The 20,202-nt window shown below is 59.8% G+C and carries 26 protein-coding genes and 1 tRNA gene; 6 read left to right on the forward strand and 21 right to left on the reverse strand.

Annotated features, from left to right (window positions below; translation table 11 throughout):
* The 20 genes from FGM15_10165 to FGM15_10260 form a co-directional block, all read right to left on the reverse strand.
* Positions 1-179: zinc-binding dehydrogenase (locus FGM15_10165; GenBank protein MBU3666221.1), on the reverse strand; the 179-nt coding region annotated here is incomplete at its 3' end.
* Positions 179-439: a hypothetical protein gene (locus FGM15_10170; GenBank protein ID MBU3666222.1), complete on the reverse strand. Its 261-nt coding sequence runs from the start codon at positions 437-439 to the stop codon at positions 179-181. The genes FGM15_10170 and FGM15_10165, both read right to left, overlap by 1 nt.
* Positions 417-638 carry a hypothetical protein gene (locus tag FGM15_10175; protein ID MBU3666223.1) on the reverse strand — a complete coding sequence of 74 codons (222 nt, stop codon included), beginning with the start codon at positions 636-638 and terminating at the stop codon, positions 417-419. Before FGM15_10175 ends, FGM15_10170 begins: the two co-directional genes overlap by 23 nt.
* 30 nt (positions 639-668) lie before the next feature.
* Positions 669-917: a hypothetical protein gene (locus FGM15_10180; GenBank protein MBU3666224.1), complete on the reverse strand. Its 249-nt coding sequence runs from the start codon at positions 915-917 to the stop codon at positions 669-671.
* 85 nt (positions 918-1,002) lie between these two features.
* Complete coding sequence (locus tag FGM15_10185) at positions 1,003-2,040, reverse strand: zinc-binding dehydrogenase (GenBank protein MBU3666225.1); 1,038 nt, start codon at positions 2,038-2,040, stop codon at positions 1,003-1,005.
* Between the two features lie 181 nt (positions 2,041-2,221).
* Positions 2,222-2,698, reverse strand: a complete 477-nt coding sequence (locus FGM15_10190; protein ID MBU3666226.1) for a GxxExxY protein — start codon at positions 2,696-2,698, stop codon at positions 2,222-2,224.
* Between the two features lie 115 nt (positions 2,699-2,813).
* Positions 2,814-3,251 carry a type II toxin-antitoxin system VapC family toxin gene (locus tag FGM15_10195; protein ID MBU3666227.1) on the reverse strand — a complete coding sequence of 146 codons (438 nt, stop codon included), beginning with the start codon at positions 3,249-3,251 and terminating at the stop codon, positions 2,814-2,816.
* Complete coding sequence (locus FGM15_10200; GenBank protein ID MBU3666228.1) at positions 3,248-3,535, reverse strand: AbrB/MazE/SpoVT family DNA-binding domain-containing protein; 288 nt, start codon at positions 3,533-3,535, stop codon at positions 3,248-3,250. The genes FGM15_10195 and FGM15_10200 overlap by 4 nt, the downstream gene beginning before the upstream one ends.
* Positions 3,536-3,615: 80 nt before the next feature.
* Positions 3,616-4,284: a class I SAM-dependent methyltransferase gene (locus FGM15_10205; GenBank protein ID MBU3666229.1), complete on the reverse strand. Its 669-nt coding sequence runs from the start codon at positions 4,282-4,284 to the stop codon at positions 3,616-3,618.
* Positions 4,285-4,324: 40 nt separating this feature from the next.
* Positions 4,325-4,894, reverse strand: coding sequence for a nucleotidyl transferase AbiEii/AbiGii toxin family protein (locus FGM15_10210; protein MBU3666230.1), 570 nt, complete (start codon positions 4,892-4,894; stop codon positions 4,325-4,327).
* Positions 4,882-5,118, reverse strand: a complete 237-nt coding sequence (locus FGM15_10215; protein MBU3666231.1) for a hypothetical protein — start codon at positions 5,116-5,118, stop codon at positions 4,882-4,884. The genes FGM15_10210 and FGM15_10215 overlap by 13 nt, the downstream gene beginning before the upstream one ends.
* Positions 5,115-6,035 carry a transketolase gene (locus tag FGM15_10220; GenBank protein MBU3666232.1) on the reverse strand — a complete coding sequence of 307 codons (921 nt, stop codon included), beginning with the start codon at positions 6,033-6,035 and terminating at the stop codon, positions 5,115-5,117. The genes FGM15_10215 and FGM15_10220 overlap by 4 nt, the downstream gene beginning before the upstream one ends.
* A gap of 35 nt (positions 6,036-6,070) precedes the next feature.
* On the reverse strand, positions 6,071-6,421 hold the full coding sequence (locus FGM15_10225) for a four helix bundle protein (GenBank protein MBU3666233.1): 351 nt from the start codon (positions 6,419-6,421) through the stop codon (positions 6,071-6,073).
* 24 nt (positions 6,422-6,445) lie between these two features.
* Positions 6,446-7,270, reverse strand: coding sequence for a transketolase (locus FGM15_10230; protein MBU3666234.1), 825 nt, complete (start codon positions 7,268-7,270; stop codon positions 6,446-6,448).
* Between the two features lie 133 nt (positions 7,271-7,403).
* A complete protein-coding gene (locus tag FGM15_10235; protein MBU3666235.1) occupies positions 7,404-8,954 on the reverse strand; it encodes an adenylyltransferase/cytidyltransferase family protein in 1,551 nt (516 codons plus the stop codon).
* The gene (locus tag FGM15_10240) at positions 8,954-9,988 is read right to left on the reverse strand and encodes an NAD-dependent epimerase/dehydratase family protein (protein MBU3666236.1); all 1,035 of its coding nucleotides are present in this window, start codon (positions 9,986-9,988) and stop codon (positions 8,954-8,956) included. Before FGM15_10240 ends, FGM15_10235 begins: the two co-directional genes overlap by 1 nt.
* Positions 9,989-10,164: 176 nt before the next feature.
* Positions 10,165-11,172, reverse strand: coding sequence for an NAD-dependent epimerase/dehydratase family protein (locus tag FGM15_10245; protein MBU3666237.1), 1,008 nt, complete (start codon positions 11,170-11,172; stop codon positions 10,165-10,167).
* Positions 11,165-11,923, reverse strand: coding sequence for a hypothetical protein (locus FGM15_10250; GenBank protein ID MBU3666238.1), 759 nt, complete (start codon positions 11,921-11,923; stop codon positions 11,165-11,167). Before FGM15_10250 ends, FGM15_10245 begins: the two co-directional genes overlap by 8 nt.
* A 99-nt stretch (positions 11,924-12,022) precedes the next feature.
* Positions 12,023-12,589 carry a hypothetical protein gene (locus tag FGM15_10255; protein ID MBU3666239.1) on the reverse strand — a complete coding sequence of 189 codons (567 nt, stop codon included), beginning with the start codon at positions 12,587-12,589 and terminating at the stop codon, positions 12,023-12,025.
* Positions 12,590-12,592: 3 nt separating this feature from the next.
* Complete coding sequence (locus FGM15_10260) at positions 12,593-13,114, reverse strand: transcriptional regulator (GenBank protein ID MBU3666240.1); 522 nt, start codon at positions 13,112-13,114, stop codon at positions 12,593-12,595.
* Positions 13,115-13,238: 124 nt separating this feature from the next.
* Between FGM15_10260 and FGM15_10265 the strand changes: the two genes are divergently transcribed.
* Both FGM15_10265 and FGM15_10270 read left to right on the forward strand, forming a co-directional pair.
* Complete coding sequence (locus FGM15_10265) at positions 13,239-15,611, forward strand: O-antigen ligase family protein (protein MBU3666241.1); 2,373 nt, start codon at positions 13,239-13,241, stop codon at positions 15,609-15,611.
* Positions 15,608-17,338 (forward strand): hypothetical protein, encoded by a 1,731-nt coding sequence (locus FGM15_10270; GenBank protein ID MBU3666242.1) that lies wholly within the window; start codon positions 15,608-15,610, stop codon positions 17,336-17,338. Before FGM15_10265 ends, FGM15_10270 begins: the two co-directional genes overlap by 4 nt.
* A gap of 5 nt (positions 17,339-17,343) precedes the next feature.
* On the opposite strand, the gene FGM15_10275 is transcribed toward FGM15_10270, so the two are convergent.
* Positions 17,344-18,138: a disulfide bond chaperone gene (locus tag FGM15_10275; GenBank protein ID MBU3666243.1), complete on the reverse strand. Its 795-nt coding sequence runs from the start codon at positions 18,136-18,138 to the stop codon at positions 17,344-17,346.
* A 113-nt stretch (positions 18,139-18,251) separates the two neighbouring features.
* Between FGM15_10275 and FGM15_10280 the strand changes: the two genes are divergently transcribed.
* The 4 genes from FGM15_10280 (at position 18,252) to FGM15_10295 (ending at position 20,201) form a co-directional block, all read left to right on the forward strand.
* On the forward strand, positions 18,252-18,590 hold the full coding sequence (locus FGM15_10280) for a P-II family nitrogen regulator (GenBank protein ID MBU3666244.1): 339 nt from the start codon (positions 18,252-18,254) through the stop codon (positions 18,588-18,590).
* A 36-nt stretch (positions 18,591-18,626) separates the two neighbouring features.
* The gene (locus tag FGM15_10285) at positions 18,627-19,463 is read left to right on the forward strand and encodes an undecaprenyl-diphosphate phosphatase (GenBank protein MBU3666245.1); all 837 of its coding nucleotides are present in this window, start codon (positions 18,627-18,629) and stop codon (positions 19,461-19,463) included.
* A gap of 9 nt (positions 19,464-19,472) precedes the next feature.
* Positions 19,473-19,901, forward strand: coding sequence for a hypothetical protein (locus FGM15_10290; protein ID MBU3666246.1), 429 nt, complete (start codon positions 19,473-19,475; stop codon positions 19,899-19,901).
* A gap of 216 nt (positions 19,902-20,117) precedes the next feature.
* Positions 20,118-20,201, forward strand: a tRNA-Leu gene (locus tag FGM15_10295).
* Position 20,202 lies beyond the last annotated feature (1 nt).

A 20,202-nucleotide genomic window follows, 5' to 3' on the forward strand; every position in this document is an offset into this window, starting at 1 on the left:
AGGTCGTAGGCCGTTTCGATCACTTTCGGATTTCCCGTGCCATCGATGGTTACATCGGCCAATCCGCCGAGGATTTCCTTAATCCTTTCGGCGGCGTTTTCGCGCGAGGCATTGATCTCATGCGTCAGGCCGTATTCCGCTGCCTTGGCACCCCTCACATCCGGCGAGGGCGCGAGCATTATTTTGCTCTGAGAATCCTGTCGTATTCCGCATGTGTGCCCACCCAGAACCAGAAATACGTGTCTTGGTCGAGAAGTGCCAAGGCGCGGTAGTCGTCATTGATGCGCACCGACCAGAACGGGCCCACCTTTTTGAAACGCAGGGACGGGTGCCGCGGATCCACGAGCCATCTTTGGTATTGCTTACGGACACTTTTACGAATCCCGACGGGCAACTCGGCGTAGGCGCGCCAAAACTTACTCGTCGCGGAGGACTTCATGCATGGGCTTGGCTCTTCCTGCAGCAATGTCCTCCCGCACTTCGGCGATCAGCGAGTCTAAACGCCCGGCACGGTGGTCGGACTCGATTTGGGCATCCCAATCGTCCCACATGCGATCACTGAAGCGGTGCAAAAGACTCCATCGCTCCTCTGCGGGCAACCTCTCGATGGCAGTTTCTATTTCATGCACAGTGCTCATAGGAGAATTTTACACCCTGAAATGCCACGTTCAAGTCCGGGAGCAACGCTTGGGCGGGACTCCGCTTCTTGCGTGCTTTCTGGCAGTGCGCAGCACTTCCAAGTCAGCGGCCGTCATAAAAGTCTCGGAGCGGCCCAACTTGACGGCCAACGCCCGCATGCGGCCGCGCCGGGTAAAATCATCCAACGCCGCGAGCACTGCGGCACGCTTGGTGCGGGCCCCAGACAGTCGGATAGCTTTTTCCAAGATCGGGGTCGGAATATCCAATGTTGTTTTCATACGGCAGGTTTACAGCGCTTTTATGGATACTCTACGGAAATATTCCACATTTTCGGCACAGGGGAAAGCGGGTCGACGCGGAGACTCACTCGCGCGGGTTGGCGACAGCATGAATCACCTCGCCTGAACGCATCTTCCCAATGATCCGCTCAATATCAGCAAGACTGCCTCGGTGCGAGATGAATCCGGAGCAATCGATTCGGGCCGAGGCAAGCTGATCCAAGATGCGGGGGATGTCCTTCTCTGGGCGGCTTTGGCCGCCCTCGGATCCGGTGAGAATGCGACCAAAATGCAAGGGCAGTGTATGAATGCTGACCCGTTGATTGTGAGGCATCACACCGAAGAGCACGCAGCGTCCGCCACGCAGTTTGGCCAGATCGTAGGCTGTCTCGATCACTTTCGGATTTCCCGTGCCGTCGATGGTCACGTCGGCCAGACCGCCGAGAATCGCCTTAATCCGCTCCGCGGCGTTTTCGCGCGAGGCATTGATCTGATGGGTCAGGCCGTATTCCGCTGCCTTGGCCAGTTTGTGGTCATGAAGGTCGACGCCGATGATCGCATTGGCCCCGGCGAGCTTGGCGCCAAGCATCACACCCAACCCGATGCCCCCTACCCCGAAGATGACGACCGATTCGCCGCGTTGGACTTTCGCGTCGTTGTGGATGATGCCGAATCCAGTGGTCAGCGTGTCGGCCAACAGGCAGCACAGCTCGAAATCGGTATCCGGTGGGACTTTGGTCAGACGGTTTTCGGAAATGACCGCGTATTTCTGGAACGTGGTGATCGGACCGGCGTTCACTTTGGTGCCGTTCCAATCATAGACCGAGCCCCCGGCATCAATCCCCGCTCCCGGACGCCAGTGGCAAACGACGCGGTCGCCCGGTGCAATGTGGGTCACTTCGGGACCAATCTCGAGGACAATGGCCCCAGCCTCATGACCAAGCAAATGCGGAAGGAATTGGTCGGGACCCTTGACGCCATCGATCTCGCCAATCTGAGATCCGCAGACGCGGGTGGCATGGATTTCGACAAGCACTTGCCCGCGTTTGAGCGCAGGCACCTCGACTTCATCGATGACAAGCGGTTTGCGCTGCTCGACCAAAATGGCAGCGGGTGTTTTCATGATTCTCTCACGGAGGCACGAAGACACCAAGAGTAGCAATCTGAGGTAACGGCAAACATCTTCACAGTTTCAGACACTCTGCGTCTCTGTGTCTTTGTGAGAAACACTTTTCCTTACTGCTTTCTCTCACGGAGACACGAAGACACAAGAAACGCTAAATACGAACAGACCATAGGTGTTTTCAAAGCTTCAAATCTCCAATGCCTTTGTGTCTTTGTGAAAAACCTTCTTCCGAACTGTTTCCTCTTACGGAGGCACGGGTGCTCAAAGGGATGGGATCCAAAGAGCCATTGATAATGCGAGTGATTCCGTCGCGCATGAGCGCTTCACCGAAGTTCAGCAAGTAACCCAACTTCAACCCAGTGAGTCGCAAATACGTCAAAAGCTGCTTCTTGTGCGCGGGTGTTACGTGTTCGACCGACTTCAACTCCAAGAGCACTTTTCCCTCCACAATCACATCTGCGCGAAAGCCCTCGGCAAATCGCTCGCCCTCATATTCGATCGGCACCGCAACCTGCCGTTCCACGCGAAGTCCGCGACGCTCCAGCGCCCGCGCCAAAGTCACTTCGTAGACGGTCTCAAGAAGACCAGGCCAAAGATCCCGAGGCAGAGCAACCGCACAGTCCACGACAGCGGATCCAATCTCATTCTCGTCCATCTTCGTGTCTCTGTGCCTCCGCGAGAGTCCCCAATCTACTCGAAGTAGATGAAACTGTGGTCGCCGGTGTAGCCGGTTTATTTGAACTACCAGTCCCCGGCGTCGAAAGCGTGTGTTATTTTGCTTGGCGCGTCCTCGCCTCTTTCGCCGGCAACCGCAGCTGTCCAAGGAGATCTCCGGGAATGCTCGTAAGATGCTTGTCGCGGTATACCAACACGAAACCGTTCGCTTTCGCGCACGCGGCGATCAAAAGATCCGTCAGCGGAATCCGGGCCCCAAGCGCTTCCCGGATCACCAGCGCCTCGCGGCCGACTTTTTCATCGACCGGGAGAGGATCTCCCAACGCGGCCCGATAGATCGAGAGGATCCGCGCTTTTTCTTTTGCCGTGTAGGTAGAGCGGCTCAAAAAGATTTCGAACTCGACCCAGGTCAGGATGCAGATGGCCAACTTGTCGCCGGAGGCCTCGAGCAAACGCTCGACCACCTCACACCCGCTCTCTTGCAACAAGTGGGCAAGCAGTGCGGACGTGTCGATGAGATAGCGCTTTTTCAAACTTGACGGTCATGCGCCCGCTGCCAAGCGCGATCGGCTTCATACTCGGCCTTCAGCTTGGCGGCCGCCCTCTTGTTGCCCGTGGCAATTTTCTGTGCTTCGCGAAGCCGCGTCACTGCATCCGGCAACACCCGAGCCACGAGAGTCTTGTTCTTGGAGTCGGCTAGCCACACCAATCTGGTGCCGGTCTTTATACCGTGGCGCCGCGCGAGCACCGCGGGAATGGTGGTTTGCAGTTTACCTGTCACCAATGAACTTGGAAGGAGCGTGCTGCTGGAATCCATATCAAGGAAATTATTATTCAAGGATTACGGGTGTCAAGGGGGCCGCCTTAAGCCAACAGCTCATGCGCCCCGCTCCACGCTTATTCAAAGTAAATAAAGCTGTGGTCGCCGGTGTAACCGGTTTGTTTGAACCACCATTCCCACTCATCCGGGGCGAAAAAGGCGCGGCAGGTCAGCTGCCAATAGAGCAGATTGGCTTTCTCTGATTCATTCCGCCAGCTCTCGACACAAAGGTAACGGTGTTTCTTGCCGACCCGCATCATTTCACGGAGCGCACGGTCGAGATCGTAGCAAGGCAGGTTGTGAAGCGTGTTGATGGAAAATACAAAGTCGAATTCGCCGTCGGCAAAGGGCACCTCGGACGCTTTACCATGCACCATGCGGTCCTTCACCTCGGGCTTGGCGTGGTCGATGGCATACGAACTGATTTCCAGACCGGCAACCTCAATTCCGGGGACGGCTTGGGTGAGATCGTAGAGCAGGAAACCCTTCCCGCAGCCGATATCGAGGACCTTGTCGCCGGCCTTGAGTCCGTAGTGTTTCGCCATCAGGTCCGCGACCTTGCGCCAGCGTCCGTCGTAATTCATGCCGCCGTAGCCGGTCCGACGGTCGCCATCCCAATATTCGACGTCCCATTTCAGCGCCAGTTCGGCAGCCTTGGCCTTCGGGTATTCAGGATCGTTGACCCTAGCGAGGTAGTCGCGCGTTGTCGCCTTGTGGATCGGCGCGATGAAATCGACGTAGGACATGAGAGGAAATGAAGAAGTTAAAGTGAAGAATGCAGAATTTTCAGAGACCCGACGCCAAACGCTCGAATTTTTCCATGCTTTCGGAATCCTCTTTGGCTTCGAGCAAGGGGCACAGTTCTTTCCGGATCAAAGAAAGGTCGAGTTGTTTGCCTTGGCGCGACAACACGCCTCGCACATCGGCCCAGTCTCTATCGCGCCCGGCAAAAACTTTATGCACGATTAGATCCTCGGCCGAGCAGGTTGGCAAAACGCAGCTCTCTCTGAAAGCATAGTCCGACGACCTCTTCACAGATCGCTCCTCAAACGGAAGTGCCCCCAGCGCCACATCGAGATCAACTCCATTCCCGGCTTTGAGCAACACCACGCGTGCTCGCTGGGCAAACTCTGCAGCATCCGCACGCCGCGGCGCGAAATTACCTACCAACTCGTCAATGAATACACTCTCCGAACCAAAGCCCGTTAACAACGTGAGATCAGCGTCGCGCGTGAAGCGCGGTTCGCCCCAACGCTGCACGGCAAGACCACCGATGAGACAGCTAGGCCAATCTCGCTCGCGGCAGAAGCTCACAAGTTCCGAGGCTGCGACAAGAACGGGTGTCAGCTCCGACATAGCTTGCCAAAGATTCGTTGCTGCTCAACCAAGCCCGAATCCGGGCGCGAGCCTTGGAGAAACCATTCTATCGGTCCGGCCAGAACGTCGGCGATGGCACGCAGGTGCTCTTCTTCGCTTTGAGCGCGAAACGCCTCGGCGCGCAGTCGTTCCAACTCGGGACCATAGGTCTCCCAGCGGCGAACGTGGGCGGCGAGAGCAGCCTTCTCCTCGTCTTTGTTCATATAGTTTCGCTGATGCGTTTGACGACTTGCTCCACGGTTAGCCCAGCCCAAGCACGCGCGGAAGGCTGGTGCGTGGTTTGGTGAAGGAATTCGTCGGGCGTGCCGAATGTCAGGAGTTTAGCCCTCGCGCTTTCTCCGTTCGCCGCCATCCACTCGGCGGTGGCCGTTCCAAGTCCACCGAGAATGGAATGTTCTTCGAGCGTCGCGACGGCTTTGGCTGAACGGAAAACCTCGGCCAAAAAATCCGTGTCGAGCGGCTTCAAAGAACCCATGCTGGCCACGCCGCAGTTGATACCGCCGGATTCCAACTGTGCCGCTGCGTCAATGGCCATCGGCAAGGTGTTGCCGAGCGCAAGAATCCAAGCGTCTTTGCCATCGCGCAGCTTTACGGCCTTGCCAATTTCTACTTTGAGCTCCGTTTTGTGGACGACCGGTTCACCTTTTTTCCCGATTCTGATGTAAACGGGCCCCGGGTAATCGAGAGCCGCGCGCAAGGCCGGCCGGAGCTCCATTTCATCGCCGGGAGCCAACACGGCAAGTCCGGGAACGAGGCGCAACATGCCCATGTCTTCCACCGAATGATGGGTCGATCCGAGCGAGGCGTAGGAAAGTCCTGCACCGGTGCCAACGAAGACGACGTTTTGATGATGGTAGCCGAGGTCGAGGCGGATTTGTTCGATCACGCGATACGTGATGAAAGAGGCAATGGTGTAGCAGACAGGCTTGAGTCCGCTGGCAGCCATCCCGGCGGCAACGCCGATCATATTGGCCTCGGCCACGCCGCAGTTGTAGAAGCGCGTGGGCGCGACCTCCTTGAACTTGTCGAAGAGACGGTTCCCGATGTCTCCTGAGAGCAGCACGATATCCTCGCGCTTCTGCGCGATTTTGGTGATCTCGTCGGCGAAAGCGTTACGCATCGAAAAAGTTAAAAGGCGGAATGCAAAGTGAAGAATTACTGCCTGCGGGCGGTCTTGATGCTGGAAACGAGTATAGCAGTAATCTCACCTGTTTCTTCCAGCAATGGTTGCAGTCTTCTCGGCGAAACCAAGGATTCCTCAGACAGGAGTTCCAACCAATACGCCGACTCACTGGCCTCCTTAAGCGAATCCCCCAGCTTGGCGATAAATTCGGCCTTACTGCGCGAACGCATTGCTTCCCGGTAGTTCGCCCCGATGGATGTGCCGCTTCGCAACAATTGATGTCCTAGCACTTGCGCAGCCCCGCTTCGCGGCAAGGCGGAATACAAGCGAATAACGCGGCGCGCATACTCCTTAGTTCGCGCTTCCAGAACTTTCTCAGACATTTTGCATTTTGCATTCCGAACTCATCATTTCCCCAGCAGTTCTTCCCTCGCGGCAGCGAGCTCCTCAGCGCTGGGGATGCGGTAGTGCCAGTTGTTGTCATCCTCCATGAATGACACGCCGCGGCCTTTGATCGTGTGGGCCACAATGGCCAAGGGTTTGGTGCGGTCGGGCAATTCGGCACAGGCAAGCGCGGCGCGGATCTCGGCAAAGTCGTGGCCGTCCACTTCGTAGCTTTCCCAGCCGAAAGCCTCCCACTTGTCGCGCAGCGGAGCCAAAGCCATGACTTCCTCACTGCGACCGGTAGCCTGCCATTTGTTGTAGTCGACCAACACCGTCAGGGACCCGAGATTTTGCGCCGCGGCAAACATGGCCGCTTCCCACACGCTTCCCTCGTTGCATTCGCCATCACTGAGTAGCACTACCGTCCGGTAATTTTGCTTTTGTATCCGCGCGGCGAGCGCCATGCCGATACCGACAGAAAGACCATGCCCGAGCGATCCGGTCGCCCACTCGACACCGGGTGCACAGTTTGGAGCGGGTTGTTCGGCCAGTGCGGCTCCGTCCTTGCCGTATTCTTCGAGGAATTGCTTCGGAAAGAAACCGCGCTCGCACAGCGTGACGTAAAGCGCCGGTGCCGCGTGGCCTTTGCTCAGGATGAAGCGATCGCGATCAGCCGCGTCCGCTTTTTTCGGATCGATGCGCAGGAAGTCCCAGTAGAGCGCAACGAGCAGATCGATGCATGAGAGCGATGATCCCAAATGAGGCGTCTTGGCCCGATGGGACAGACCGATGGCATCCACGCGAAGATTCGACGCGGCGCTCTGAAGTTCTTCGAAGGAACTACTCAAGGCGGCGAAATGAAGAGTGCAAAATGCAAAATGAAGAACTCAGAAGACTCGGAAAAGTGACGAATGCAAAACGTAGAATGATGAATTCAGGAAATCCCCATTTTGCATTCTGCATTTTTAGTTCTGCACTTTCTCACCCCGCGGGGTCGCGGTTGAGCAAGGCCATGCCGCTCTTGAGCAGGATGGCTTTGGAGATGGGTTCGCGGTTGCCGACGATTTTCACGGCCTGCGCCCCGGCCAATTGTCCGAGGAAAGTTGTCAGGTCGACGGGCAAACCGCGCGCTGCGGCGAGGGCCATGACGGAAAAGAAAGCATCCCCTGCCCCAATGGTGTCCGTGATGTCATCACCAAGCGGAGGACACGCCGCCGCGTTGCCATTCGCATCGAGTCCGATCGTCTTGACCGCGCCACGGGTAAGCCAACCGGCACGGGCGGACAAATGGGCGCGCAATTTGTCGAGTTCCGCGGAAAAATCCACATGGCGGTGTCCGCAGGAAAGCAGAATCTCCTGCTCATCGAGGGAGAAGACATCGGCGCGGCGGTATTGGCGCGAGATGATGTTGAATCCGTGGTTGTTCGAGTTGGTCTGGCAGTTGAGGGCGAGAAAGACGCCGCTATCCTGCAGAAAGTCGCGCACGGCCTGCTGCATGATGCCGTGTCCGAAGTCCGCCAGCACCACGAGGTCGGCATTTTTGATTTCCGCCTCAAGTTTCCCGAGCACGCGGTCGATAACAGCCTGCTTCGGGGGGTCAGCATTGATGAAGTTGACGCTGAACAGCTTGCTCAGGTCTTTGCCCTCGCTGACCGGTTCGACATAGCGCTGTTTGATGATCGAGACAAAATCGGGATCGCGAACGGTTGCGTCGTCCTCGGTCGGCATAAACATGCGCAGGGTCGGTTCGAGCCAGTCTTCCGTCCCCAGCAAGGAGACCAGGCGCGCGTTCGGCGTGAACTGCTTGAGGTGGCGATAGACGGCCAGCGCGCCACCGGCCTGCGCCTCCTCCTCGAGGTATCGACCGGAAATGATGCGATTTTTCGAGGTAAGCCCCTGAACTTTGACGAACGAGTATTTGTCGAAAATCGTGTCGCCGACGACGAGAACACGAAGGCCGGAGAACTTGGCCACGGCATCGGCGAACTGCTGCGGCGTGACGCGGGAAGCGAGGTCACCGCAAAACTCCGCGACCGCGGGATTGGCTGTTTCGAAGTGGCGGTTGAGCAGACGGGTGGAGCTGAAAACGAAGTCGCCAAGATAACGACCCTCCCCGCCGTGCTTTTGCACGGTGGCCACGTCGTCATGGATATTTCCGGTGACGTCGTTGGACGCGTCGGCATATTCCGTGCCCTTGCAGTAAATGTGCGGCTTGACCGTCTCGATCACCTCGACCGCCGCGGTGTGCGGAACAAGGACCACGTAGTCCACGCAGGAGAGCGCGGCCAGCGTGCGCGCTCGCAGCGCGTCATTGAAATAGGGACGACCGGGACCTTTGTTGACGTGTTTTTCGTCGGTGACCGTGACAACCAACACGTCCCCAAGCTTCTTCGCGTCCTCGAGGTGGACGATATGGCCCGGGTGGACCAAATCGAACGTGCCGTGGCACTGCACGAGGCGCTTCCCCTCGCCGCGCAACTTGTCAAAAAGCGCGGGAGCTTCGGGGAACGAGATAATTTTTTCGGACGCCATCAGCGAGCGAGGTAATCGAGGCAGCCGGTGTCGCGGCCGATTTTCATGAACTTCATGTTGTAATGCTCGGGCGCATCGATGTCGGGGAACTGGCCCGCTTCGAGGGCGGCGCGGAGGTTGGCCACTTCCTGTCTGATGCTGCTCACCGGTTTGTAACCGAGGTCACGGAGGATGCGGTCCGAGGAGATGTGGTAGTCGCGGTGGTCGGTCGTGTCCGTCACCTTGATTTCGACATTCAGGTCGGACAACTCGGACTGGATGATTTTCGCGATGTCGATGACCTGGTGGTTCTCGAAGCCGAAGTTGAAGGTCCGGCCGTTGATTTTGTCCGCCGGGGCGTCAACCAAGATTCCGTAGAGGTTGATCATGTCGGTCATGCCGACATTCGGACGGCGCTGCTTGCCGCCATGCACAGTGATCACTTTTTTCCGTAGAGCATCGGCGGTTAGCTTGTTGACCGTGAGATCAAAGCGCTGGCGCGGCGAGTAGCCGCAGATGGTGGCTGGGCGGACATTGACCGCGCAGAATTCCGGTCCGGAAGCGGAGAGAACCAGCCATTCGGAAAGCGCTTTGTATTTCGAGTAGTAAGTCAGCGGTTCGGGCTCGAGACGCTCGTTGATTTCCGATTCGGTGCGGGCGCCGAAGACGCTCGACGAAGAGGCGTTGATGAAGCGCTTCACACCGGACTCCTTGGCCAAGGCCAGAAGCATTCCAATGGCGTCGAAGTTCACTTGCCGGGTGAGAACTTCATCGATGTCGCCCGTCGGGTCATTGGAGATGGCCGCGAGATGGATGACAGTGTCGCGTCCGGCTAGCCCTTCGCGCACCTTGTTCGAATCGCGAAGGTCCCCGCGAACCAGGCTGAAACGCTTTTCCCACTCGGGCCATTTGGGATCGGCTTTGAGGGCGTCAAGCCCGGCCTCGGTGTAGAGCATGAGGTCGAGCACGCGCACGTCGTGACCGAGGGACAGAAGATGCGGGACCAACCGGCTGCCAACGTAGCCGAAGCCGCCTGTAACGAGGATTTTTGACATAAAGGGGAAATTTTAGAATGCAGAATGCAAAATGATGAATGGAAAAGATGGCTGGCTTTTAAACCACGGATTCCACAGATAACACAGATTACCGTAATACCCTTGCGGTTCGCAGGAACGCTCATCCTCCGAGTGCTTGTCATTTCGCACTTTGCATTTTTTATTCATCACTTTTCTCACGCTTTGTGGATGTAATTCATGGGTTGCTCGCGGAGAGCGGCGAGGTTGGCGTCGATCCAACGCTTGGTATCGGCGATCCCCTCCTCCAGCGAAACGCGATCCTGCCATCCGAGCTTCGTGCGGGCCAGCGTTGCGTCGAGCAGATAGGCGGAATCCTTGCCGGGACGGTCGGCGACGATCTCGGCAAAGTCTTCGAACTTCACGCCGGCCTGGTCGCACATGAGCGCAACAAGATCGCGGATGGAAATGGTGCGCTTCGTCGACAAATGAAAGACGTCGCCCGGATCGCCGCTGAGCGCGGCACGAAGCGTGCCGTCGGACACATCGTCGATGTGGATAAACGACCGCACTGAATGTCCGCCACCATGGAGCTGGAGCTTTTTACCAAGGGCGAGAAAGAGAAGCGTGCGGGGAACGATGCGATACAATTGCTGACTGGGTCCGAAGACATTGGCGGCGCGGGTGAAGACGGCGGGAAAGCCGTATTGCCGGATGAAGGTTTGGAGATGCAGGTCACACGCCGCGCGCGATGCGGCATAAGGCGTGCTGGGATTGAAAGGCGCATCCTCCCGCACATCGCCGGAACAACTGCCGTAAACCTCGGGGGTCGAAACATGGACGTATTTTTTCAGACCCGAAATTTTGCGCAGTCCGTCATGGAGCCGCACATTGGCCACGACATTGGTCTGATACCAATGATCCGGATGCTCCCAGCTTTCGGCCACCATGCTCTGGGCGGCGAAGTTGACAACATACGGCGCACCGAATTCCGAAATCGCATCGAGCAACTCCTTCGTGTGCAGGTTGAGATCGAGTTGCGCGAAGCGGAAACGCGACAATTCCTCCGGCGTCCGCTGCCAGCGATACGGGAGAAAAACCGTATGCGCTTCAACCGAGCGGCTGGTGCCCACGACTTCCCAACCCTCGCGCAGGCAGTGCGAGACAAAGCTCGCTCCCGAGAAGGAGTTGCTGCCGATGACGACGATGCGCTTGGTGTCACTCATTGGCCGGCGTCATTGTCGGATTTTCGGGCAACATGGACAGCGGAGCGGAGCCAGCGCGGAACCGGCCCTGCTCAAGGCGCAGCAGACGATACCAGAGTTCTTCGAGACGGTTGCGGTAGGTGCCGGAGTTTCGCTGCCAACTGATACCCACGGCTAATTCGAGATGCTTGCGCTGCGTTTCCGAAACATCGGTCCGCGCAGCGGAATCAGGGGCTATCCCTTCGACCGGCGCGCCAAGCTTCACAAGGCGTTCCATGTGACGGGTGCGATCTTGGAGCGCCTCTCCGAGAATTTGCGCGATCGTGGCCGCGGTGGAGTAGATGTCCCTGCTGTCGAGGTTGACTTTGTCTCCCTCAATGCGGAACTGCGACTGCAGGCCGGAGAGTGTCTCGGCACTGTAGCCCGTGGTTCCGGTCTCAAGCGGCGCGAGAATCGGATCGATAAAAGGCATGAGCTGATTGGACGGAGCCTCACCCGCCAGCGGAGCAGGAGCGCTGCGCTGATGATGCAAAAACGCGCCGAAACCAAGCGCCACCAAGGCAAGCAAGGCGAGCACCCACAACCAAGCGGACGTGTTGCGGTCCGGCGACTCACGAAGCGGCTCGTCGAAGCGCGCGGCGTCCTCGAACGACGAAGAACGACGACGGCGGCGACGGGAGGAATTCCGCTGCCGGGCATCACCCGGGCGGCGGCGCGAAGACCCGCGGTCGGGATCGGGGCGCGAAGGCTCGCTGACGTCGTCGAAAATCATGGGCAAGTCGCCGCATCCGGACAAGCTGCCGCCCTTGGTCGCGGGGAAGATTCCCCCGACCCGCCAAGCGCGACTTGTCCTGACTGCGCGATAATTTTTCTATGTTCCCGCCACGGACCGGCCCGAAAGCGGATGAACTTTTCCGGCGACCACACGGTCGAGAGTCACTTCCACCTCGCGTTGCGTCCCCAGCAAATCAAGCAAAACGGCGACGCGCTCTTTGGCCGGCATCACCCGCGTGACCACGGCCCGCAGGCCTTTGAAAGCGCCGTCCAGCAACGTGACCTCGTCACCGGCGGCAATGACGGGAGAAACTTCGATCACCTCGTTGTCGCGCACGTAGTGCCGCAACTCGGCGACCACGTCTTCCGGAACAACAGCCGGCTCGCCGCCGAATCCGACAATCTTGGTGACGCCCATGGCTGAGGCCACGAGACGGTAGTGCGTGCGGTAGGGAAATTTGCCGAAGATGTATCCCGGAAAAAGCGCCTCCTCGAACCACTTCTTGCCCTTCACCGTCACCCGTTGGAAACGCAGGACGGGACTGAACACTTCGAGACCGACTTTGGCGCGCAGGAACTGCGCCGCCAGCTTCTCGTGCTTGGGCTGCGTCTTGAGGCAGAACCACAGGGGATCGGTCGATTCGATGACGGGTTGACGGTCCATGGGTTACATCCTCAGGAAAGTGGAGACGAGCGGCACAAGACGGCGCGCCTTTTTGTTCCAGGAAGCGAGACGTTCAACGCGCGCGGAGAGACCGTGGGGAGCGCCGTTGCGCGGGTCCGCGACGACAGAGTGCAGTCGCCCCAGTCGCCGGTTCGCATGCTCAATCCGCAGCGCGAGTTGGTCGCGCAGAAGCCCGTGCACCAGCGCGGGCAACTCCGACTCGGCCTCGTAATAATCTTTGCGATCGCCGGGCTGATGACTCACCCGCACCGCCCCCGCACCCCGAAGCAGACGCAACCCTTGGCTGGCGGAACCCTTGCTGATGCCCAGCCTGGCCACCATGTCGTCGAGAGTGAGCTTTTCTCCGCAGGCAAAGAGCAGACCGTAGATTTCCCCGACGGAACGCGGCAACGAAAGGTATCTGCCGAGGTGGACGAAAAATTCGATCACCTCGCGTTCGGCCGGTCCCAAGCGGACGGCCGGTCGCGTAGGGCGCGCTGTGACCAAGGAGGGAATGCGGGGCATGGAGGATCGAATGTAGCACGCGCGTTCCGCAATTCAATAGATGCTGAACAAACTGAACACGGTGGAGCCGTCATCCCTCTCCGCGCATTGCCGGACATCCGCAGAACCGTTAGTTTGACACGTCATGACCAAGCGGACACCGGCGTGGGTTCACCGCGAAGACCTCTTCATCGTGCCGCCCGGAGGCTGGGTTCTCGCGGGCACGTTGCTGCTGTCGATCGTGCTGGCAGGCGGACGCCCGCTCTGGGCGCAGGGAGTCGTGGCGGCGGGGGTCGGCATTCTTTGGTTGGTCTGGCCACCGCAGACTTTGCCGAAAAGAGGAGTGCTTTGGATGCTGCTGCTGCTCGTTCTGGTTCCTTTGGTTTCTTATTTGCCGACGGCGTTGGCCACGCCTCCGGCTTGGCGGACTGCGCTGTATCAGTTGCCGGCCATTGCGCCCTCACCCGTCTTGACTCCGCAGCCGTGGCTCACGCTCCATGTGTGGTTCCTCTGGCTCTGCGGCGTTGCCTTGGCCGGGTGGTGCGCCTGTCAGTCATGGGACCATTACAACCGTGACACACTTGCCCGGATGTTCGCCGGATCCGTGGCGGCGGTGGCTGCGTTTGCCATCGTTGCATCTTTAGCCGGCTCCAATCCCTCCTTTTGGCAGAGCACGGACAACTTCGGGCCGTTCCTCAACCGGAATCAATGGGGCTCGCTCTTGGGCATGACAAGCATCGTCGCATTGGCGTTGGTGCATCAATCCCTGCGGCACGGCAGCAAAAGGGGATTTTTCTTCTGGGCCGTGGCCCTTGCGATCCTGGTATTTGCCCTGCTGCGCAACGGCTCGCGCGGAGGTGTCGTGGTCTTGTTCGCGGGGGGCTTCGCTTATTGGATGTTCTTCGGCCTCGCCCGCAAACAATACCGCTATGCCGCGATCGCCGTCTCGTTCCTCTTGTTGTCGTTTGCGTTTTTCTCCTACGGCGGCGGCCAGTTGGTCGAGCGCTTCACGGGTTTGCGCGAGACCGTGGAAACCGCGGGCGAAGGCGATTTCCGTCTGGAGTTTTACCGGATGACACGAGCCATGCTGGCGGACGCACCGCTGACCGGTTTCGGGCTCGGGAACTTCGAATACGTGCTGCCCTTCTATCTCGATTTCGCCCCCGTTTTCAACCGGCGGCCCGCGCATCCCGAAAGCAGCTTCCTTTGGCTCGCATGCGAAGGCGGGTGGCTTGCCGTGATTGTGGTGGGAGCCGCTTTGACCATGGTCATCGCCATGGGTCACCGCGCAAGGCGCTCGCGCGCGACAACCATCCGGTCCGCCGGGATGGCTTGCGCCCTGGTGCTTGTCATGAACGCGTTTTTCGAGGTCAGCGGTCACAGAATCGGCACTTTGTTTCCCGCACTCTTCCTTGCCTCGCTTGCCCTGCCTGCCGCCTCCGGCGGGACTGCCAGAATGCGCACCACCCTGGCCGCGCGCTTTTTGGGTGCCGTTGTTGCCGGAGTCGGGCTGCTTTGGATCATTGGCGGCCTGGGGCGTCCAGCGCTGCCCGAGGTGCAAGGAACCACCGCTCTGCGCGAGCAAGCCGGAAAGTTGAAAGAAGCCGGCGACACCCAAGGCGCCGTGACTCTGCTGCACGAGGCCGCACACCTTCTTCCTTTGGACTGGAGCACACACTGGGCGCTGGCGAGCTACTTGCTCGAAATGGGAAACACCCAAGATGCGTGGGGCGAGTTCCGCGCGTCGGGTGCACTGCTTCCCTACATGGACTGGGTGATCGAGAAGGAAGGGTATTTCTGGCTTCCGATAAGTCCGGCCCGCGCCGTCTATGCATGGAACGAAGCCATGCGCCGCGCACCGTCCGGGCGCCGCGCGCAAATGTATGCGGGGTATCTCAACAAAGCGAAAAACAACAAGGAACTTACGGCGATGCTCATGCGTCTTCGGCCGGAAGATCCTGAGTTCGAATTCGCGCGGGTGCGTGCAGCCGGAGACGCCGGACCGAGGCGCCTTGAGTTGCTTCTGAAAAAAACCAACGGCTTGGCTTTGGCACCGGAACCGCTCGTTGAGCCGGTCATGCGGTATATGCTCGAACGCGGCCTGGGTGCCCAACTCGACCAACTGGTCGAGGCTTCACCCCGTCTCAAACTCATCGGATACCGGGTGCTGGCAGATCGCGCGGCCCGGGAGAATCGTCTGGCCGACGCTCTTGAACTGCACCTGCAATACGCTCCGCGCCCGTCGTTGCCCGCGCCGATCAGCCGCAGCGATCTCCGCAGCATCGAACGGGCTGCCGCGCTTGCCCCGATGGATATCGCCACCGCCATCGCCTACTATCAGGCCCTGGAAGCCGCACGACGCGGCGACGACGCCTACCGGCAACTGCGGCACATCATGAGTATGCCGAACGCCCCGAGCTATGTATGGTATCTTGCGGCCCAAGCCGCCTACGAACGCGGGCAATTCGAGGAAGGCTGGAAATACCTGCAGGCTTACAGCCAGAAGACCAAGAAATGAGAGACAAAGGCGACAAGCCCCCCATCGATGAAGATGATCTGAGCGCGGAGGAGATCCGGCAGCTTTGGCGACGCCGCTTCGTCCGCAGGATTCTGACCCTGGGGCTGCCGGCTGTTCTCATCCTCGGCATCGGAATCGCATTGGCCGTGCCGCGCATCAAAGACTGGCGCGCGCGACAATTCGCGGAGAGATCGGATGCGCTTCTCGCCGAGGGCAAGCTGCAGGAAGCATTCAACAACGCGTCCTCTGCCCTCCAGATGCGCCCGCAAATGGCCGAGGCCCAGCGGTCGTATGCGGCCGTGCTTTTGGCCGCGGGAAAACCCCAGAGCGTGGAGGTGCTGCGCCAGTTGGTGGAAAGCGGCAGGGGTAGCGCGGATGACAGGCTGCAACTGCTCGAGGCTGCGCTGCGCTTCGGCGATATCGCGCTGGCCGAACGTGAATCGTTCGCCCTGATGCAGCAGGGCGGACAAACGGGAGCGGCGCTGTTCGCTTTGGCACGCGTGAGGATCGCACAGCAGCGGTATGACGATGCCATGCAAGCTCTGCGCGAAAGCATCGACGCGGGCGGCGGACCCGAACCCTCCATCCTGCTCGCCAAACTGCGGTTCGCGCAGAACACGCCGGAGTCCGTCGCCGCCGCCACGGATCTTCTCCGCCCGCTGGCTTTGCGTGACGACAAGACCGGACTCGATGCGCTCATGGCGCTGCTTGCATCGCCGGCACTGCGCACGAAGGAAGCAGCCGGATGGGTCGAAAGCCTGCGGTCGCACCCCATGGCCAGCACGGAACAAAAACTGGCGGCGGCCAGCGCCGAGATCCAAATCGAACCTTCGTCCTACGCCGAGGTCGTCCGGAAAACCATCGATCTCCACCGCTCCGGGTCCACCGAAGAAAAAGCCCAGCTCGCGCGCTGGCTGAACCAGAACCGCGAATACCGCGCCGTTCTCGACACCATCCCCGCGGACGAAGCCACCACGCGCAGCGACCTTTTCCTCATCCGCCTGGACGCAATGGCGGGACTTGGCGACTGGAAAGGCATCACCACGCTGCTGCGCGGCGAAAACCTTCCGCTGCAGACGCCGGTCATCATGCTCTATCGCGGCCGTGCTTCCAGGGAGACGGGCGATGCGGAGGCTGCGGTTTCCTTCTACCGGCGCGCTGTCATCGAGGCGGCCCCGAGTCCCGAGGTCATGTGGTATGTCATCGATTACCTGCAGAGAGTCGGCGAAGACGCGGTGCTGGAGCAGGAACTCACACGCCTCACCGAAAACCCCGCCACCGCGCGCCAGGCATTCCAGGCGCTGGTTCCGATCGTGCAAAAGCGGCAGGACGCGGAAACCCTGTTCCAGCTTTACGACCGGATGATCAAAAAACTCCCGGCCGAGCGCGCCGTTCAGAACGACCGCCGCTACTTTGCCGCGCTGACCGGACGCAGCCTCGATGTCGCGGGTGCGCAGGAGCTGGCGGCCGCGGAGCCCCAGATGCTCGCCTACCGCATCACGCTGTCTTTTATCCTGTTGAAGAACGGACAAAATGAGGCGGCCCTGCGTGTTTTCGACGGCGTAACGCTCGACCCGGCACAAATCCAGCCTTACCAGCGGGCCGTGCTCGCTGCTGTATTGGGAGCAAACGGGAGAAAAAACGAGGCGCAGCAACTGGCGCGAAACGTGCCGGGCGAAGCCGTCACGGCAAAAGAGTTCGAGCTGATCGCGCCCTACCGCGAGTAGAACCGTCAAACGCCTTCGTCGAACAACCCGCGGGGCAGTTCGTGTCTGCGGCCGCAGCGCGGACAAGGCACATTGATATGCGAGTCCCCCGCGAAAACTTCGTCGAGGCTGCCGCGCAGGGCCGGAAAAATCGCGGAGGCCACACGCTCGGGCGAGCAACCGCACTCGAATCGATACGCTCGCGTCTCCAGCGGCGCGGCATTGTCTTGGCGCGCGAGCGGGGAGATTTCCCCGACGTCTGCCTCGCGAAACCACGACGTATCGCAATCGGGTTGGGCGGCCAGAATCGCAAAGTCGTCTCCACCGAGTTCAAAAAATCGTGCGGGCCGCTGCTCGCTGCATTCGTAGTAGGCCTCGGCCGCGGCAAAAACACCGCCGCGGAATTCGACCGAGCTTTTGCGCCGCGGAAAACTCTCCCGCACCGTTTCGCCGTGGAGAATGTTCGAGCCGACTCGCCTCACATTTTCGGAGAATGCCTGCCCGGTCACACGACCCGTCGGGCCATCCACAGCCGCGAAAAGATTGAGACCCTCGCCCTCGAAATGCATCGTCCAGGCGAAACTTGAAGCCCGGGGCTGCGCCGCCGCATGCAGCACGAGCGCCGCCAGCAGAAGCTTCAGCTTCTCGTCCGCGCCCCCGCCCAGCACGACGCCCGTCTGGCCGAGGTGGAGGTAGAGATCGGTGAACATCGGCCCGAAATCCCCGGAGCAAAGGAGCGCGTTGCGGCCGCGCACAAAGCGGCACTGGACCAAAACATTTTCCGTTTCCGCGTTCATTTTATCACGCCGGAGGCCCTGCATTCACCCGGCCCCCGCTGCATGCCGGATTTTATCCGGTCGCAGCGCGAAAGCAAAATTCTTGCGCTCTTTTCCGTGCTTGCAATCGGCGGGACGTGCATTAGAAAGCGAGAGTCATGAAGAAAATCGAGGCCATCATCAAACCCTTCAAGATGGAGCATGTCAAAGAGGCGCTGGCCGAAATCGGCATCGAGGGGATGACGGTCACCGAGGTCAAGGGCTTCGGGCGGCAAAAGGGCCACACCGAAATTTATCGCGGAAGCGAATATACCGTCGATTTTCTCCCCAAAGTCAAAGTAGAGATCGTGGTCAGCGACGAGCATGTGCCCAAGGCGATCGATGCCATTGTGAAATCCGCCAAGACCGGAAAAATCGGCGACGGCAAAGTCTTCGTTCTTCCGATCGAGGAGGCTGTCCGCATCCGCACGGAAGAGACCGGCGACCAGGCCATCTGATCCCTCACCGCGCGGGGCGAACAACGAAGACCTCCCGTGGATATCATCCAAGCCCTCCTGCTCGGTGTGGTGGAGGGAGTCACCGAATATCTTCCGGTCAGCTCGACGGGCCACCTTCTGCTCGCGCAGCGCCTCATGGGCATCCAATCGAGCAACGTGTCGGATGCGTTTGCCATTTGCATACAGGCCGGCGCCATCATCGCCGTGCTCGGCCTTTACCGGGCCCGCGTTGCACAGATGCTGGCCGGCCTGGCGGGCCGTAACGCGCCCGGAAAACGACTTGCCTTCAATCTGGTCGCGGCATTCGTGCCGGCCGCGATCCTTGGCCTGGCGCTCGAGAAGCCCATCAAAAAGTATCTTTTCGGCGGTGACCAGTGGGGCCTCTGGCCCGTCGTCGCCGCGTGGCTCGTCGGCGGGATTGCCATTCTCGCCGTGTCATATGCGCGGCGCAAGCGCGGCAAAGCTCCGGCCACAGGACTCGACCTCGACCAACTGACCGTGCGCATGGCCGTGATCGTCGGCGTTGCCCAATGCCTGGCCATGTGGCCCGGGGTAAGCCGCAGTCTCATCACCATCGTCGGCGGCGTTCTTGTCGGACTTTCCCTGCCGGCCGCGGTGGAACTCAGCTTCCTTCTCGGCGTGGTCACGCTCACCGCCGCCACCGCCAAGGATGCGCTGTCCCACGGGCAGGAGATGCTTGCCGCCTACGGCGCCGGACCGCTCATCGCCGGTTTTGCGGCCGCTTGGCTCTCCGCCGTTCTGGCGGTCAAATGGATGGTCGGCTACCTGAAAAGCCACGGTATGGAAATCTTCGGCTGGTATCGCGTGGCACTCGCCATCGCCGTCGCCGCCTGGTTGATGCTCTCCGCATAACGCACAACGATGGACCCGATCGCTCCCGACCTGCAGTCCGTCATCCTGTGCGAGGACGTGCGCACCGAAGTCAGCGGATCGCAAAGCCTGGTCGGGGTGATCGGCGCCATCCCGGCACCCCAGTTGCCCATCGGTTTTTTCAAGCTCTGCCTTTGGACACGGTGGTGCGGCGGCATCGGAAAATTCCACCAAGACTCGCGCTTCCTCGATCCCGAGGACGAAGTCGTCGCCGAAGCAGGCATCGATTTCGAGCTTCGGGAAATCGAGGGCAGCGCGACCAACGTCCATTTTTTCGGCGGCGTCCAAGTAAAATCCTTTGGCGTCCACCACGTCGAAATACGCCTCGATGGCGACCTCCGGATGCGCTTCCCCGTGCCCGTGGTGCGTGTGACTCACAACCCGGCCGGTCCGCCCCCTTTCCAGACGCCGGCCGAATAACGACGAAACTTCCGCGAGCGGCACATCTGCGGAAGTTTTTTTGAACGCGAATCCGCTCCGGCGGTCAAAATACTCACAAGTTTTCATGAGGGGGAGTAAAGGCGTCCGGCCCGGATGGGTCGCGGCGCCTTTCTCCTTTTGTTTTTCGCGAGGCGCATTGGCAGAGCAGCCGAAAATCTTGCACCAAGCCACCTTCCGGCTATGCTGCCGCTATAAGCTCGGGTGGTGAAATGGCAGACACGTGCGTTTGAGGGGCGCATGCCGCAAGGCATGGGGGTTCAAGTCCCCCCCCGAGCACCAC

This window comes from Chthoniobacterales bacterium (assembly GCA_018883245.1).
Lineage (GTDB): Bacteria > Verrucomicrobiota > Verrucomicrobiia > Chthoniobacterales > JACTMZ01 > JACTMZ01.

Excerpts from the sequence above, each read along its gene's own strand:
- FGM15_10255 (MBU3666239.1), bottom strand. The coding sequence starts at position 12,589 with ATGGACCGTCAACCCGTCATCGAATCGACCGATCCCCTGTGGTTCTGC.
- FGM15_10265 (MBU3666241.1), top strand. The coding sequence starts at position 13,239 with ATGACCAAGCGGACACCGGCGTGGGTTCACCGCGAAGACCTCTTCATC.
- FGM15_10185 (MBU3666225.1), bottom strand. The coding sequence starts at position 2,040 with ATGAAAACACCCGCTGCCATTTTGGTCGAGCAGCGCAAACCGCTTGTC.
- FGM15_10275 (MBU3666243.1), bottom strand. The coding sequence starts at position 18,138 with ATGCAGGGCCTCCGGCGTGATAAAATGAACGCGGAAACGGAAAATGTT.
- FGM15_10190 (MBU3666226.1), bottom strand. The coding sequence starts at position 2,698 with ATGGACGAGAATGAGATTGGATCCGCTGTCGTGGACTGTGCGGTTGCT.
- FGM15_10175 (MBU3666223.1), bottom strand. The coding sequence starts at position 638 with ATGAGCACTGTGCATGAAATAGAAACTGCCATCGAGAGGTTGCCCGCA.
- FGM15_10170 (MBU3666222.1), bottom strand. The coding sequence starts at position 439 with ATGAAGTCCTCCGCGACGAGTAAGTTTTGGCGCGCCTACGCCGAGTTG.
- FGM15_10235 (MBU3666235.1), bottom strand. The coding sequence starts at position 8,954 with ATGGCGTCCGAAAAAATTATCTCGTTCCCCGAAGCTCCCGCGCTTTTT.
- FGM15_10180 (MBU3666224.1), bottom strand. The coding sequence starts at position 917 with ATGAAAACAACATTGGATATTCCGACCCCGATCTTGGAAAAAGCTATC.
- FGM15_10240 (MBU3666236.1), bottom strand. The coding sequence starts at position 9,988 with ATGTCAAAAATCCTCGTTACAGGCGGCTTCGGCTACGTTGGCAGCCGG.
- FGM15_10250 (MBU3666238.1), bottom strand. The coding sequence starts at position 11,923 with ATGATTTTCGACGACGTCAGCGAGCCTTCGCGCCCCGATCCCGACCGC.
- FGM15_10260 (MBU3666240.1), bottom strand. The coding sequence starts at position 13,114 with ATGCCCCGCATTCCCTCCTTGGTCACAGCGCGCCCTACGCGACCGGCC.
- FGM15_10290 (MBU3666246.1), top strand. The coding sequence starts at position 19,473 with ATGGACCCGATCGCTCCCGACCTGCAGTCCGTCATCCTGTGCGAGGAC.
- FGM15_10220 (MBU3666232.1), bottom strand. The coding sequence starts at position 6,035 with ATGCGTAACGCTTTCGCCGACGAGATCACCAAAATCGCGCAGAAGCGC.
- FGM15_10205 (MBU3666229.1), bottom strand. The coding sequence starts at position 4,284 with ATGTCCTACGTCGATTTCATCGCGCCGATCCACAAGGCGACAACGCGC.
- FGM15_10245 (MBU3666237.1), bottom strand. The coding sequence starts at position 11,172 with ATGAGTGACACCAAGCGCATCGTCGTCATCGGCAGCAACTCCTTCTCG.
- FGM15_10280 (MBU3666244.1), top strand. The coding sequence starts at position 18,252 with ATGAAGAAAATCGAGGCCATCATCAAACCCTTCAAGATGGAGCATGTC.
- FGM15_10270 (MBU3666242.1), top strand. The coding sequence starts at position 15,608 with ATGAGAGACAAAGGCGACAAGCCCCCCATCGATGAAGATGATCTGAGC.
- FGM15_10225 (MBU3666233.1), bottom strand. The coding sequence starts at position 6,421 with ATGTCTGAGAAAGTTCTGGAAGCGCGAACTAAGGAGTATGCGCGCCGC.
- FGM15_10215 (MBU3666231.1), bottom strand. The coding sequence starts at position 5,118 with ATGAACAAAGACGAGGAGAAGGCTGCTCTCGCCGCCCACGTTCGCCGC.
- FGM15_10200 (MBU3666228.1), bottom strand. The coding sequence starts at position 3,535 with ATGGATTCCAGCAGCACGCTCCTTCCAAGTTCATTGGTGACAGGTAAA.
- FGM15_10210 (MBU3666230.1), bottom strand. The coding sequence starts at position 4,894 with ATGTCGGAGCTGACACCCGTTCTTGTCGCAGCCTCGGAACTTGTGAGC.